The organism is Pseudomonas sp. MWU13-2105 (assembly GCF_023242315.1).
GTDB lineage: Bacteria > Pseudomonadota > Gammaproteobacteria > Pseudomonadales > Pseudomonadaceae > Aquipseudomonas.
Genome location: NZ_JALLIY010000024.1, coordinates 40,685 through 54,039, shown reverse-complemented (window position 1 = coordinate 54,039; position 13,355 = coordinate 40,685). Strand labels below are relative to the sequence as shown.

The 13,355-nt window shown below is 65.0% G+C and carries 12 protein-coding genes and 1 pseudogene; all 13 read left to right on the top strand.

The window, feature by feature from the left end; genetic code table 11:
- Window positions 1-129 precede the first annotated feature (129 nt).
- Window positions 130-1,332, top strand: coding sequence for a precorrin-6y C5,15-methyltransferase (decarboxylating) subunit CbiE (gene cbiE, locus M5B96_RS28635; RefSeq protein ID WP_248800289.1), 1,203 nt, complete (start codon window positions 130-132; stop codon window positions 1,330-1,332).
- Window positions 1,333-1,452: 120 nt separating this feature from the next.
- Entirely contained in the window at window positions 1,453-2,550 is a 1,098-nt protein-coding gene (locus M5B96_RS28630; protein WP_248800288.1) for a cobalt-precorrin-5B (C(1))-methyltransferase, read from the top strand.
- On the top strand, window positions 2,547-3,278 hold the full coding sequence (locus M5B96_RS28625; protein ID WP_248800287.1) for a cobalt-precorrin-6A reductase: 732 nt from the start codon (window positions 2,547-2,549) through the stop codon (window positions 3,276-3,278). Before M5B96_RS28630 ends, M5B96_RS28625 begins: the two co-directional genes overlap by 4 nt.
- A gap of 46 nt (window positions 3,279-3,324) precedes the next feature.
- A pseudogene (locus tag M5B96_RS28620) lies at window positions 3,325-3,420 on the top strand (transcriptional regulator); the annotation flags it as partial.
- 184 nt (window positions 3,421-3,604) lie between these two features.
- Entirely contained in the window at window positions 3,605-4,006 is a 402-nt protein-coding gene (locus M5B96_RS28615; RefSeq protein ID WP_248800286.1) for a DUF2946 domain-containing protein, read from the top strand.
- 48 nt (window positions 4,007-4,054) lie between these two features.
- Window positions 4,055-4,549, top strand: a complete 495-nt coding sequence (locus tag M5B96_RS28610; RefSeq protein ID WP_248800285.1) for a copper chaperone PCu(A)C — start codon at window positions 4,055-4,057, stop codon at window positions 4,547-4,549.
- A gap of 21 nt (window positions 4,550-4,570) precedes the next feature.
- Window positions 4,571-4,996, top strand: a complete 426-nt coding sequence (locus tag M5B96_RS28605; protein ID WP_248800284.1) for a DUF2946 domain-containing protein — start codon at window positions 4,571-4,573, stop codon at window positions 4,994-4,996.
- Between the two features lie 96 nt (window positions 4,997-5,092).
- The gene (locus M5B96_RS28600; protein ID WP_248800283.1) at window positions 5,093-7,213 is read left to right on the top strand and encodes a TonB-dependent copper receptor; all 2,121 of its coding nucleotides are present in this window, start codon (window positions 5,093-5,095) and stop codon (window positions 7,211-7,213) included.
- A gap of 207 nt (window positions 7,214-7,420) precedes the next feature.
- Entirely contained in the window at window positions 7,421-8,803 is a 1,383-nt protein-coding gene (locus tag M5B96_RS28595) for a PepSY-associated TM helix domain-containing protein (protein ID WP_248800282.1), read from the top strand.
- Window positions 8,804-9,024: 221 nt separating this feature from the next.
- Window positions 9,025-9,813 carry an ABC transporter ATP-binding protein gene (locus tag M5B96_RS28590; protein WP_248800281.1) on the top strand — a complete coding sequence of 263 codons (789 nt, stop codon included), beginning with the start codon at window positions 9,025-9,027 and terminating at the stop codon, window positions 9,811-9,813.
- Window positions 9,810-10,760, top strand: a complete 951-nt coding sequence (locus M5B96_RS28585; RefSeq protein WP_248800280.1) for an ABC transporter substrate-binding protein — start codon at window positions 9,810-9,812, stop codon at window positions 10,758-10,760. The genes M5B96_RS28590 and M5B96_RS28585 overlap by 4 nt, the downstream gene beginning before the upstream one ends.
- Window positions 10,757-11,767, top strand: coding sequence for a FecCD family ABC transporter permease (locus tag M5B96_RS28580; RefSeq protein WP_248800279.1), 1,011 nt, complete (start codon window positions 10,757-10,759; stop codon window positions 11,765-11,767). The genes M5B96_RS28585 and M5B96_RS28580 overlap by 4 nt, the downstream gene beginning before the upstream one ends.
- Before the next feature lie 240 nt (window positions 11,768-12,007).
- Window positions 12,008-13,273 carry an urea ABC transporter substrate-binding protein gene (gene urtA / locus M5B96_RS28575; RefSeq protein ID WP_248800278.1) on the top strand — a complete coding sequence of 422 codons (1,266 nt, stop codon included), beginning with the start codon at window positions 12,008-12,010 and terminating at the stop codon, window positions 13,271-13,273.
- Window positions 13,274-13,355 lie beyond the last annotated feature (82 nt).

Sequence of the window (13,355 nt, the reverse complement as noted above, 5' to 3'; positions counted from 1 at the left end):
CGGCAGTAAAGGAAAGGTATAGGCTGTTATCGAAGAGCATTTCGCCCTTGCAGGCACGGTATTATGCCTGCTTTGTCCGATGGCATGAAAAGCCTGCCCGTCGGAACCGCTGTGTTTTGAGGATTTTAGATGGCGCCTTGGCTGACAATCGTGGGAATCGGTGAAGACGGCTTCAGTGGCCTGGGTCAGCAGGCCCGGGAAGTCCTGTCGACGGCTTCGCGGGTATTCGGCGGCCAGCGGCAGCTCGACCTGCTGCCGGACGCCATCCGTGCCGAGCGCATGGCCTGGCCGAGTCCGTTTTCCCTGGAGCCGGTACTGGCCCTGCGCGGCGAGCCGACCTGCGTGCTGGCCAGCGGCGATCCGATGCTGTTCGGCGTCGGCGCCAGCCTGGCGCGCCGGGTCGCCGCCGAGGAGATCCAGGTATTGCCGGCGCCCTCCTCCTGTTCGCTGGCCGCTGCCCGTATGGGCTGGGCCTTGCAGGACGTGGTGACGCTCTCGGTGGTCGCCCGGCCGCTGGCGGCCCTCAATGCGCACCTGCACAGCGGCGTGCGCCTGCTGGTGCTGAGCAATGACGGCCTGAGTCCGGCGGCGATTGCCGCGCTGCTGCGCGAACGGGGTTTCGGCCCGAGCCGGATCAGCGTGCTGGAGCACCTCGGCGGCCCGGCGGAACGGCGTATCGACGGGCTGGCCGACGACTGGCGCGACCCGCTGATTGCCGACCTGAACCTGGTCGCCATCGAATGCCTGGCCGCCCCAGGCACGCCGCGCCTGTCGCGTATCGGCGGGCTGCCGGACAGCGCCTTCGAGCATGACGGGCAACTGACCAAACGCGATGTCCGCGCCATCACCCTCGCCCGTCTCGCCCCGCTGCCGGGCGAGCTGTTGTGGGACGTCGGCGCGGGCAGCGGCTCCATCGGTATCGAATGGATGCGCGCGCACCCCGGTTGCCGGGCCATTGCCATCGAGGCCGATGCCAGTCGCCAGCAGTTGATCGAGCGCAACCGCGACAGCCTCGGCGTGCCAGGCCTGCAATTGATTCGTGGCAGCGCACCCGAGGCCCTGGAAGGATTGGAGCCGCCGGACGCGATCTTTATCGGCGGCGGCGTCACCCGTCCCGGGGTGCTGGACAGTTGCTGGGCCCGGCTCAAGCCGGGAGGCCGGCTGGTGGCGAATGCGGTGACCCTGCAAAGCGAACTGCTGTTGACGAACTGGCGCCAGGCCCATGGCGGCGAACTGACCCGCATCCATATCGCCCAGGCCCAACCGCTGGGGGATTTCGACACCTGGCGCCAGGCCTTGCCGATCACCTTGCTCGACGTGATCAAGCCGTGAATCGCCCAAGACAACACCGCTCCGCCGCAGGAGCCGGCTTGCCGGCGATGGCGTCAGCATTGCCTCCGCTGGGGTCAAGGGCCTTGGCACCGGCCAGTCGGCCCCCACAGGTGCTTGATCATGCGTGAAGAAACCGCCGAACAACCCGCGCCCCTGCGCAGCGGCCTGACCACCGGCAGCTGCGCCACCGCCACCGCCCTGGCGGCGGCGCGCCTGCTGCTCAGCGGCGTCAGCTGCGACGCGGTGCAGATCACCCTGCCCAAGGGCAAGCGCGTGGACCTGCGCCTGGAGTTCTGTCGCCGCCATGACGAGAGTGCCGAGGCCGGCACGCTCAAGGATGCCGGCGACGACCCGGATGTCACCCACGGCGCCCTGCTCTACTCGCAAGTGCGGCTGACTGCCGAACCCGGCGTGCGCTTTCATGCGGGCAAAGGCGTCGGCACCGTCACCCGCCCCGGCCTGGTCCTGGCCGTCGGCGAACCGGCGATCAACCCGGTGCCGCGCCGGATGATCACTGAACACCTGCTGCAACTGGCCGCCGAACTGGACTACACCGGCGGTTTCGCGGTCACCGTCAATATCCGCGACGGCGAGGCCCTGGCGCTGAAAACCATGAATCCACGGCTGGGAATTCTCGGCGGGCTGTCGATCCTCGGCACCAGCGGCATCGTCCGGCCGTTTTCCTGCGCGGCCTATATCGCCTCGATCCACCAGGGCATCGACGTCGCCAGGACCAACGGCTACCTGCATATCGCCGCCTGCACCGGCAACGCCAGCGAGGACACCATGCGCCGCGTCTACAACCTGCCGGAAATCGCCCTGATCGAAATGGGCGACTTCGTCGGCGCGGTGCTCAAGCACCTGCGCAAGGTTCCGGTGGACAAACTGAGCCTGTGCGGCGGTTTCGGCAAGATCAGCAAGCTGGCCGCCGGACACATGGACCTGCACAGCCGGCATTCGAGCATCGACCTGCCGCAACTGGCCGAATGGGCGGCCGAGGTCGGCGCCGACCAGGCCTTGCAGGACGCGATTGTCCAGGCCAATACCAGCCAGCAGGCGCTGGCCATGGCCAGTGCGGCCGGCATCGCCCTCGGTGACGCGGTCTGCCGGCGCGCCCGCGACTTCGCCCGTAGCGTGGTCCCCAGGCAGGTGCAAGTGGAAGTCTTCGCCATCGACCGCCAGGGCGGCGTCGTCGGTCATGCCGGAGTGCTGTCATGAAACGCCTGTTGCTGCTCGGCGGCGTTACCGAGGCGCTGGCGATTGCCCGGACCTTGGGCCCCGAGCATATCTACAGCCTCGCGGGGGTCGGGCGGGTCCCCACGGACTTGCAGTGCCAGGTCCGGGTCGGCGGTTATGGCGGCGCCGAGGGCCTCGCGCAATTTATCCAGGATGCAGGCATCGACCTGCTGCTCGATGCGACCCATCCCTATGCCGCGCAAATCAGCGGTAACGCCGCCACGGCCGCGCGCCTGAGCGGTATCCCCTGCTGGGCGCTGCGACGCCCGGCCTGGGTCGCGGAGCCCGGCGACGACTGGCGCGAAGTCGCCGACTGGGTCGATCTGGTCGAAGCCCTCAAGCCCTTCCAGCGCCCGCTGTTCACCCTTGGCCGCGAGCCCCTGCAACATCTGGAAGAAATTCCCGCCGGGCAATTCTGGACCCTGCGTGCCCTGGATACTTATCCGGGCAATGCCCGCTGCGAAGTGATCGGCGCCCGCGGGCCTTTCCTGCTGGAAGACGAGCGCGCCTTGTTCGAGCGCCGCGCCATCGACGTGCTGATCAGCAAGAACAGCGGCAGCAGCGCGACCGAACCCAAGCTACAGGTGGCTCGGGAACTCGGGATACCGGTGCTGATTCTGCAGCGGCCGGCATTGCCAGCGGTGGAGCGGGAGTTCCAGACCCTTGGTGAAACACTCGCGGCGTTGGCAAAGTACCTGCCACAACAGTAACCTAAACGTTACCTTTAACGCGCAATGATCAATGTCGACAAACTTCATGGCCCTTACTCGCAGTTTCAAACAGATCATCGCCGAGCGGGCGCAGCGCGACCCGGCGTTCGCCCAGGCGTTGCTGGATGAAGCCGCCACCCTGGGCGTGAAGATCGAGGTCCATGCCGTTCCGGCGATGTGACGGCAGCCTGCTACGCTTGTGCACACGGATCACCGACAAACCTTACACAAGCTTGCGACCTTTCACCGCAGCTTGCGCTTTTACTTATGAAGGACGTTCAGGCTAAATAACCCATCTGTTTGAAAACCCTCACGGAAATCCTTCCATGCCCCGACAACGGCTAGCAATTGCCTGGATCGCCTGCTTTGCAGTGCTGTTCAATCTGCTCGCCATGCCAATGTCCGGAGCCATGGCGCAAACCTCGCAAGGCCCGATCCCGGAGCAACTGCTGTGGGGCAGTTTCTGCTCGGCCAGTGGCACCCGGCTGGTGGCCATCGACCTCGGCAAGCTGGAACAGCAAGCCCCGCGCAACGACGACCATTCCAGCATGCAGCACTGCTGGTGCTGCGCGGGCTTTGCCTCGCTGCTGGCGTTGCCCGGCCATGCTCCACAGTTGCCGGTGGCGCGGGACGAAACCCGCCCGGTGCGTCCCGCCCCCCAGATCGATATCCCCACCCCGCGCCAGCAATGGCCCTCGCTCAATCCCAGGGCTTCTCCACTAGCCTGATTCACACCCAAAGTCCGTGTGCGTCATGAATCGTTATGGAGAACCACCATGTTCAAGAATGCCCTGTTGCTGGCCACCCTGCTGCTGCCCGCCTGCTTTGCCCATGCCCATGAGTTCAAGGTCGGCGATCTGAAAATCAGCCATCCCTGGTCCCAGGAACTGCCACCCAACGCACCGACGGTGGCGGCCTATTTCGTCATCCACAACCCGGGCAGCAGCGCCGACCGCCTGACCGGCGTCGACAGTCCCATCGCCGGCAGGGCCGAATTGCATGAACATGTGATGCAGCTCGACCTGATGAAAATGCAGCAGGTCGCCAGCGTCGACGTGCCCGCCGGCGGCGAAGTGAGATTCGCGCCCATGGCCTATCATGTGATGTTGCTGGACCTCAAGGACCGCAGCCTGTTGCAGGATGGCAAGCACTTCCCGCTGACCCTGCACTTTGCAAAGGCCGGCGCGGTGACCGTCGAAGTGTCGGTGCAGAAACAGCCGCCGGCCGGGACGGATGAGATGAGCCATATGGACCACGCGCACGCTCAATAACCGACAACGCCCTTGAGCGCCATGCGCACCGCACGCTTCAGGTCACCCCGCTCCCGCGCGCAAATACGCGGCAGCTGGCTGAGCCTGTTCGCCATGTTGATGATCTTTATCGGACCGCTGATTTCCCAGGCGATGCCGATGGATCACCGCATGCCCATGTCGATGGACATGGACATGTCGATGCAGATGCCCGGGCAGGCAGACATGGCCATGGCGCCAAGTGCCGACGAGCATCACGCCCCCAGCGCCGAGCACCACGCGTTGTGGGAAAAATGCGGCTATTGCACCCTGCTGTTCAGTTGCCCGGCCCTACCGCAAACCCCGGGCTTCGCCGCCCTTGACGGCCCCAGGCCGACCACCACGATCGTCCCCCAGCCCCGCCTGGGCCACGCCCGGCAAAGCATCTTCCCGGGTGCCCGCACCCGTGCCCCGCCCGCGTTCCATTAAGCCACGACACACCACCTTCCCACCCGGCCCGCCTGGACTGTAACCCACAGTTCCAGGGCGCGGCCGTGTTGTATTCGCTTGAATGATGGAACGCTTATGTCCACTGCAAACACTCGCCTGCGCGCTGCCCAGGCGTCTCCCCTGTCCGCCCTGAACGAGGCCCGCGCCCGCCTGCGCCAGAGCTCCGCGCTGCTGTGCGGCGCCTTGCTCGCCCCCACGGTCTTCGCCGCCGAGCCGGCGGACGACAGCGCCCGGGAAATCGCCCCGACGGTGATTACCGCCCTCGCCCCGAGCTCGCCGCTGACGGTGATCACCGATCCCAAGGACCCGCGCCAGCCGGTCCCCGCCAGTGACGGCGGCGACTACCTCAAGACCATCCCCGGCTTTGCCCTGGTGCGCAACGGCGGCACCAACGGCGACCCGGTACTGCGCGGCATGTTCGGCTCGCGGCTGAACATCCTCACCAATGGCGGCCAGATGCTCGGCGCCTGCCCGGGCCGGATGGACGCACCGACGTCCTACATTTCCCCGGAAACCTACGACAAGCTGACAGTGATCAAGGGGCCGCAAACCGTGCTCTGGGGCCCGGGCGCCTCGGCCGGGACCATCCTCTTCGAGCGTGAGCCGGAACACTTCGGCGAACTCGGCACGCGGGTCAATGCCAGTGTGCTGGCCGGCTCCAACGGCCGTTTCGACAAGGTGGTCGATGCCGCCGCCGGCGGCTCGCGGGGCTATGTCCGGGTAATCGGCAACCAGGCCCGTGCCGGCGACTACAAGGACGGCAACGGCGACCGCGTGCCTTCGCGCTACGACAAGTGGAACGGCGACGTCGCCCTGGGTTGGACGCCGGATGCCGACACCCTGCTGGAGCTCACCGCCGGCAAGGGCGACGGCGAAGCCCGCTACGCCGGGCGCGGCATGGACGGCTCGCAGTTCCAGCGCGAAAGCCTCGGCCTGCGTTTCGAACGGTCGAACCTCGGCGAAGTGCTCGACAAGCTCGAGGCCCAGGTCTACTACAACTACGCCGACCATGTGATGGACAACTACAGCCTGCGCCAGCCCTCCGGCACCGGGATGATGGCCGGGCCCATGGCCGCCAACGTCGACCGCCGCACCCTCGGCGCGCGGCTCAAGGCCACCTGGCGCTGGGCCGACTGGCAACTGATCGGCGGCCTCGACGGGCAGACCGACGAGCACCGCCAGCGCAGCAGCATGGGCATCGACACTTTTGAGAGCCTGCCGCGCAACCAGGACGCCGAGTTCCACAACTACGGTGTCTTCGGCGAACTGACCTGGTACGCCGCCGAACGCGACCGCCTGATCAGCGGCGCCCGGTTGGACCGGGCCTCGGCCAAGGACTTTCGCCAGCGCATCGGTTCCGGAATGAGCGCCCAGCCCAACCCGACCGCCGGCCAGACCCGTGCCGACAGCCTGCCCAGCGGCTTCATGCGCTACGAACATGACCTGGCCGACACCCCGACCACGCTGTACGCCGGCCTGGGTCACAGCGAACGTTTCCCGGACTACTGGGAACTGTTCTCCCCCGACCAGGGCCCGAGTGGCTCGCTCAATGCCTTCGCTGCCATCAAGCCGGAGAAGACCACCCAGCTGGATGTCGGCCTGCAATACAAGACCGAGGATCTGGAAGCCTGGGCCTCGGGTTATGTCGGCCAGGTGCGCGACTTCATCCTGTTCAACTACCAGCCCGGGATGATGGGCACGACCTCCCAGGCGCGCAATGTCGACGCACGGATCATGGGCGGCGAGCTCGGCGCGGCCTACCGGCTGACCGCCAACTGGAAAGCCGATGCCAGCCTGGCCTATGCCTGGGGCAAGAACACCAGTGACGGCAAGGCGCTACCGCAGATGCCGCCGCTGGACAGCCGCCTGGGCCTGACCTACAGCCGCGACAACTGGAGTGCCGGGGGCCTCTGGCGGGTGGTCGCGCGACAGAACCGCATCGACCAGAACGAAGGCAACGTGGTCGGCAAGGACTTTTCCAAGAGTGCCGGCTTCGGCGTGTTCTCCCTCAACGCGGCCTATCGGATCAATAGCCACGTGAAGCTCAGCAGCGGCGTCGACAACCTGTTCGACAAGGCCTACGCCGAACACCTGAACCTGGCGGGCAACGCCGGGTTCGGCTACCCGGCCAATGACCCACGGGCCATCAACGAACCGGGGCGCACGTTCTGGACCAAGGTCGACATGAGTTTCTAAGCGTAATGGTGGCGAACGGGCTTGTCGGGACGCCGTTCAGTCAAGGCGATTTGAAGTCGAACGCGGACTTGTGGCGAGCGGGCTTGCCCGCTCACCACAAATCTCGGCCGGACTTAAGATCGTTTTTAACTGAACAGCATTACGACAAGCCCGCTCGCCGCACTGCCACCGTATATCCAATGACCAATACCTTGCGGAGCGCTCCTGATGAGCCAACCTAGAATCTCCTTCTACAACCTGGCCTGGCGCTGGCATTTCTATGCCGGGCTGTTCGTCGCGCCGTTCATGGTCCTGCTGGCCCTGACCGGGATCATCTACCTGTTCAAGCCGCAACTCGACCCGCTGCTGTACAGCCACCTGATGACGGTCCAGGCCGGTCCGCACAGCCTCAATGCCGACGACCAATTGCGCCGCATCGAGATGGCTTATCCGCAGGTGCGGATCAAGCAGTACCTGCCACCACTCAACGCCGAACGCAGCGCGCAGTTCGTGCTGCTGCGCGACGGGCGCGAGCTCAATGTGTTCCTCGACCCCTATCGCGGCAACATCCTCGGCGAGCAGGATGCCAAGCTCAACCTGCAAGCCGTCGCCCGTGCCCTGCACGGCGAGTTGATGATCGGCACGCTCGGCGACCGCCTGGTGGAACTGGCCGCCGGTTGGGGGGTGATGCTGGTGGTTTCCGGCCTCTATCTCTGGTGGCCGCGAGGCCGCTCCAGCGCCGGCGTGCTCTGGCCTCGCCTGGGCAAGCGCGGCCGCATCGTCTGGCGCGACCTGCACGCCGTCAGCGGTTTCTGGGGCGCCGGATTGCTGCTGTTCATGCTGCTCAGCGGCATGACTTGGACCGGGGTCTGGGGCAAGCAGTACGCCGAGGTCTGGAACAAGTTTCCCGACGCCATGTGGAACAACATGCCCAAGTCCGACCTCGCGGCCCGCAGCCTCAACGAGGCGACCCGCCAGACCGTGCCCTGGGCCCTGGAAAATACACCGATGCCGATGTCCGGCGACCACGCCGAGCACATGAACCACGGCGCCGCTTCGACCGGCCCGGCGGCACCGGGCATCGGCCTGCAACAACTGGTAGACATCGCCAGCGCGCGCCAGGTCGAACCCGGCTACAGCATCACCCTGCCGACCAGCGCCGAAGGCGTGTTCACCATCGCCGTGTTCGCCGACGATCCGCGCAACGACGCCACCCTGCATGTCGACCAGTACAGCGGCACGGTCCTGGCCGATGTGCGCTGGCAGCACTACGGCAATGTCGCCCGGGCCACGGAGATGGGCGTGATGCTGCATGAGGGCAAGCTGTTCGGGACGCTCAACCAGTTGGTCATGTTGCTGGTGTGCCTGATGATCCTGCTCAGTGCCGTCAGCGGCGTGGTGATGTGGTGGAAACGCCGTCCGCAAGGCGGTCTCGGCGTACCGCCGCTGCGCCACGATCTACCGCGCTGGAAAACCGCCCTGGTGATCATGTTCGCCCTGGCGATTTTGTTCCCCCTGGTCGGGGTCTCGCTGATCGTCGTCTGGCTGCTGGACTGGACGCTACTGTCACGCCTCAAGGGCGAACCTGAGTCAGCTTCATCTTCAACCTGAAAAGGTTGAGAGGCACGCCACAGGGGAATCTGTAGGCTTTTAATGCGAAACTATTGCAAACGCATATTGTTACAGTATAACAATGTGCATCGCGAAATTTGTAGGAGCCGGCTTGCCGGCGATGAAGCCCTTGAGCCTTGCATCGGTCTTCCTGCCGCCATCGCCGGCAAGCCAGCTCCTACATAAAGCTCTGCGTACACTCCCCTGACCCTGAGTAACGAATGACCTCGCTGACCCTCACCGATCTCGCCTGGACGCCTCCCGGCCATGACCGCTGCCAACACCAGTTCCAGCTGCGTGACGCCAACCTGCGGGTGGCCGCCGGAGAGTTCGTCGGCCTGATCGGTCCCAATGGTAGCGGCAAGACCAGCCTGCTGCGTTGCGCCTATCGGTTCAGCCAGCCGGAACACGGCGAGGTCCTGCTCGAACAGCAGAACGTCTGGAAACAATCGCCACGCTGGTGCGCCCAGCGCATCGCCGTGGTGCTCCAGGAATTCCCCGATGCCTTTGGCCTGACCGTTGAAGAAGTGGTCGCCATGGGCCGCACCCCGCACAAACAACTCTTCGAAGGCGACACCGAGTCCGACCGCCGACTGGTCCGCCAGTCCCTCGAATCGGTGGGCATGCTGGGCTTCGAAGACCACGCCTTCGCCACCCTCTCCGGCGGTGAAAAACAACGCGTGATCCTCGCCCGTGCCCTGACCCAGCAACCGCAGTTGCTGATCCTCGACGAGCCGACCAACCACCTCGACCCACGCTTCCAGCTGGAGCTGTTGCGTCTGCTCAGGCAGTTGAAGATCGGCATCCTGGCCAGTATCCACGACCTCAACCTGGCCGCCGCATTCTGCGACCGCCTGTATGTGCTCCAGCACGGGCGCATCGTCGCCAGCGGCACACCCGCCGAAGTCCTCAGCGCCGAGTTGCTGCGTGAAGTGTTCGGCGTCGAGGCGCTGATCGATAGCCACCCACTCTCCGGCTACCCGCGAATCACCTGGATAACCCAACCATGAAGCTACGGCACCTGGCGCTTTGCCTCGGTTCACTGTTCACATCCATGACCGCCCTGGCCGAGTCGACGCATTACCCGTTGACGGTCCGCAGCTGCAACCGCGAGGTAACCTTCAAGGAGGCGCCCAGGCACGCGCTCAGCCATGACATCAACATGACCCAGATGATGCTCGCCCTCGGCCTCAAGCCACGCATGGCCGGCTACAGCGGGATCAGCGGCTGGAAATCGGTGACCGCGCAGATGGCCAAGACCCTCGACGGCCTGCCGGAACTGGCGGCCAAGTACCCGTCGGTGGAAACCCTGCTCAATGCCAACGTCGATTTCTTCTTCGCCGGCTGGGACTACGGCATGACGGTCGGCGGAGCCCTCACCCCGGCGACGCTGACGCCCCTGGGTATCAATGTCTACGAGCTGACCGAGTCCTGCGCCTTCGTGATGAAACGCCCGGGCGCCAGCCTCGACGACACCTACAACGACCTGCGCAACCTGGGCCGGATCTTCGATGTGCAGGACCGCGCCAATGCCCTGATCGAGGCGATGCAGGCGCGCGTCGCCGCCGTGCGCAAAAGCCTGCCGGCCGAGCGTCCACGGGTATTCCTCTATGACAGCGGCGAAGACCGCGCCATGACCTCCGGCCGCCTGGCCATGCCCCAGGCGCTGATCGAAGCCGCCGGCGGGCGCAACGTCCTCGACGACATCGATGCCAGCTGGACGCGGGTGAACTGGGAAAGCGTGGTGGCGAAGAATCCCCAGGTGATCGTCATCGTCGACTACAGCGAAGTCAGCGCCGAACAGAAACAGCGCTTCCTCGAAAGCAACCCGGCATTGCAGTCGGTGGACGCTATCCGCAACAAGCGCTTCGTGGTGATTCCGTATGTCGAGGCGACGCCGGGCATCGATAACGTCAAGGCCATCGAAACCCTGGCCAAGGCCTTCCACCCACAATGATGAATCGCCGCTATGGCTCGTTGCTGGCCGCTCTCGGCGCCCTGTTGCTGCTGTCCTGCGTCCTCTCCCTGGGTTTCGGCCCGGCACGGGTGCCGGTGGAGGTGGTCTGGCGGATTCTCTCCTACAAGACCCTGGGGCTGGGCGAGGTGAACTGGAGCGCCGGGCAGGAGCATATCGTCTGGCTGATCCGGGTGCCGCGGATGCTCCTCGGCGCGCTGGTGGGCGCCGGTCTGGCGTTGATCGGCGCGGTGTTGCAGGCGGTCACGCGCAATCCCCTGGCCGATCCGCACCTGCTCGGCGTGACTTCCGGGGCGACCCTCGGCGCGGTGATCGTGGTGCTGCATGTGGGCGAAGTCGTCGGCCTGCTGACCTTGCCCATCGCCGCCTTTATCGGCGCCCTGGGCAGCATGCTGGCGGTGCTCGCCATCGCCAGTCGCAACGGTCGGCTGGACAGTGACCGGTTGCTGCTGTGCGGGGTCGCGGTGTCCTTCGTGATGATGGCGCTGGCCAACCTGCTGCTGTTTCTCGGCGACCACCGGGCTAGCTCCGCGGTGCTGTTCTGGATGCTCGGTGGCCTCGGCCTGGCGCGTTGGGAGCTGCTGCCGATACCGGCGGCGAGCGTGCTGCTGGGGCTGGTGTTGCTGGTGAGCATGGCCCGGCCGTTGAACGCCTTGATGGCCGGCGAGCAGACCGCCGTAACCCTCGGCCTGAATGCACGCAATGTGCGCCTGAAGGTGTTCCTGATCGCCTCGCTGATGACCGGCGTACTGGTCTCCATCAGCGGTTCCATCGGCTTCGTCGGCCTGATGGTGCCGCATATCGCCCGCTACCTGGTGGGCGCGGAACATCGGCGCCTGCTGCCGGTGTCGGCGCTGTCGGGGAGCCTGTTCCTGGTCTGGGTCGATGTCGCCGCGCGCACCTTGATCGCTCCGGAAGACCTGCCTATCGGGGTGGCCACGGCAGCCATTGGCGGGTTGTTTTTTATCGGGCTGATGCGCCGCCGCTGAAGTATGGGAGCGGTGCTTGTGTGGGAGCGGAGCTGTTCGCAAAGACGGTACAGCACCAATCTGGTACTCCCCGCGCACCGCAACGCCCATGTCGCCCCCGCTTGGTGCGACTGTTCAGACCAGCGCCTTTCAAACACGACTGTTTCTTGCCTTTCCCCGACTAGGCACACCCTTTGCAAAAGCCCCTTCAGTGTCTGCATCTGCCAACCAAAAAACTTTGAACATCTGGAGATCGCACCAATGAAGCGTCGTAGTCTGATCAAGGCTTTCACATTGACGGCATCCATTGCCGCCATGGGCATGACCTGGGCCGTCCAGGCTGCCGAGACCATCAAGGTCGGCATCCTGCACTCGCTGTCCGGCACCATGGCAATCTCCGAAACCTCGCTCAAAGACATGGCGCTGATGACCATTGATGAGATCAACGCCAAGGGCGGGGTCAACGGCAAGATGCTCGAACCGGTGGTGGTCGACCCGGCCTCCAACTGGCCGCTGTTCGCCGAAAAAAGCCGCCAGTTGCTGACCCAGGACAAGGTCGCGGTGGTGTTCGGCTGCTGGACTTCGGTGTCGCGCAAATCGGTACTGCCGGTGTTCGAGGAACTCAACGGCCTGCTGTTCTACCCGGTGCAGTATGAAGGCGAGGAAATGTCGCCGAACGTGTTCTACACCGGTGCGGCGCCGAACCAGCAGGCGATCCCGGCGGTGGAATACCTGATGAGCGAAGACGGCGGCGCGGCCAAGCGCTTCTTCCTGCTCGGCACCGACTACGTCTACCCGCGTACCACCAACAAGATCCTGCGTTCGTTCCTGCACTCCAAGGGGGTAGCGGACAAGGATATCGAAGAGGTCTACACCCCGTTCGGCCACGCCGATTACCAGACCATCGTCGCCAACATCAAGAAGTTCTCCGCCGGCGGCAAGACTGCGGTCATCTCCACCGTCAACGGCGACTCCAACGTGCCGTTCTACAAGGAACTGGCCAACCAGGGCCTGAAAGCCACCGACGTTCCGGTGGTGGCCTTCTCCGTGGGCGAGGAAGAACTGCGTGGCATCGACACCAAGCCGTTGGTGGGTAACCTGGCGGCGTGGAACTACTTCGAGTCGGTGGATAACCCGGTGAACAAGAAATTCGTCGCCGACTGGAAAGCCTATGCCAAGAAGAAAAACCTCCCGGGTGCCGACAAGGCGGTGACCAACGACCCGATGGAAGCCACCTATGTCGGCATCCACATGTGGGCCCAGGCGGCGGAGAAAGCCAAGTCCACCGATGTCGACAAGGTGCGTGAAGCCCTCGCCGGCCAGACCTTCGCCGCGCCGTCGGGCTACACCCTGACCATGGACCCGACCAACCATCACCTGCACAAGCCGGTGATGATCGGCGAGATCCAGGCCGACGGTCAGTTCAACGTGGTCTGGCAGACCAAGGGACCGATCCGTGCCCAGCCGTGGAGCCCGTTTATCCCGGGTAACGACAAGAAACCTGATTATGCGGTGAAGAGCAACTGAGTGAGGGACTGGCCCCAAGCCTGAAGCCCGATAGGGAAACAGCGGTGCTTGGGCGGGCTCTGAGGTTGTGTGGGAGCAGAGG

Coding starts and splice junctions, on each gene's coding strand:
- cbiE (WP_248800289.1), top strand. CDS start 130: ATGGCGCCTTGGCTGACAATCGTGGGAATCGGTGAAGACGGCTTCAGT.
- M5B96_RS28630 (WP_248800288.1), top strand. CDS start 1,453: ATGCGTGAAGAAACCGCCGAACAACCCGCGCCCCTGCGCAGCGGCCTG.
- M5B96_RS28625 (WP_248800287.1), top strand. CDS start 2,547: ATGAAACGCCTGTTGCTGCTCGGCGGCGTTACCGAGGCGCTGGCGATT.
- M5B96_RS28615 (WP_248800286.1), top strand. CDS start 3,605: ATGCCCCGACAACGGCTAGCAATTGCCTGGATCGCCTGCTTTGCAGTG.
- M5B96_RS28610 (WP_248800285.1), top strand. CDS start 4,055: ATGTTCAAGAATGCCCTGTTGCTGGCCACCCTGCTGCTGCCCGCCTGC.
- M5B96_RS28605 (WP_248800284.1), top strand. CDS start 4,571: ATGCGCACCGCACGCTTCAGGTCACCCCGCTCCCGCGCGCAAATACGC.
- M5B96_RS28600 (WP_248800283.1), top strand. CDS start 5,093: ATGTCCACTGCAAACACTCGCCTGCGCGCTGCCCAGGCGTCTCCCCTG.
- M5B96_RS28595 (WP_248800282.1), top strand. CDS start 7,421: ATGAGCCAACCTAGAATCTCCTTCTACAACCTGGCCTGGCGCTGGCAT.
- M5B96_RS28590 (WP_248800281.1), top strand. CDS start 9,025: ATGACCTCGCTGACCCTCACCGATCTCGCCTGGACGCCTCCCGGCCAT.
- M5B96_RS28585 (WP_248800280.1), top strand. CDS start 9,810: ATGAAGCTACGGCACCTGGCGCTTTGCCTCGGTTCACTGTTCACATCC.
- M5B96_RS28580 (WP_248800279.1), top strand. CDS start 10,757: ATGATGAATCGCCGCTATGGCTCGTTGCTGGCCGCTCTCGGCGCCCTG.
- urtA (WP_248800278.1), top strand. CDS start 12,008: ATGAAGCGTCGTAGTCTGATCAAGGCTTTCACATTGACGGCATCCATT.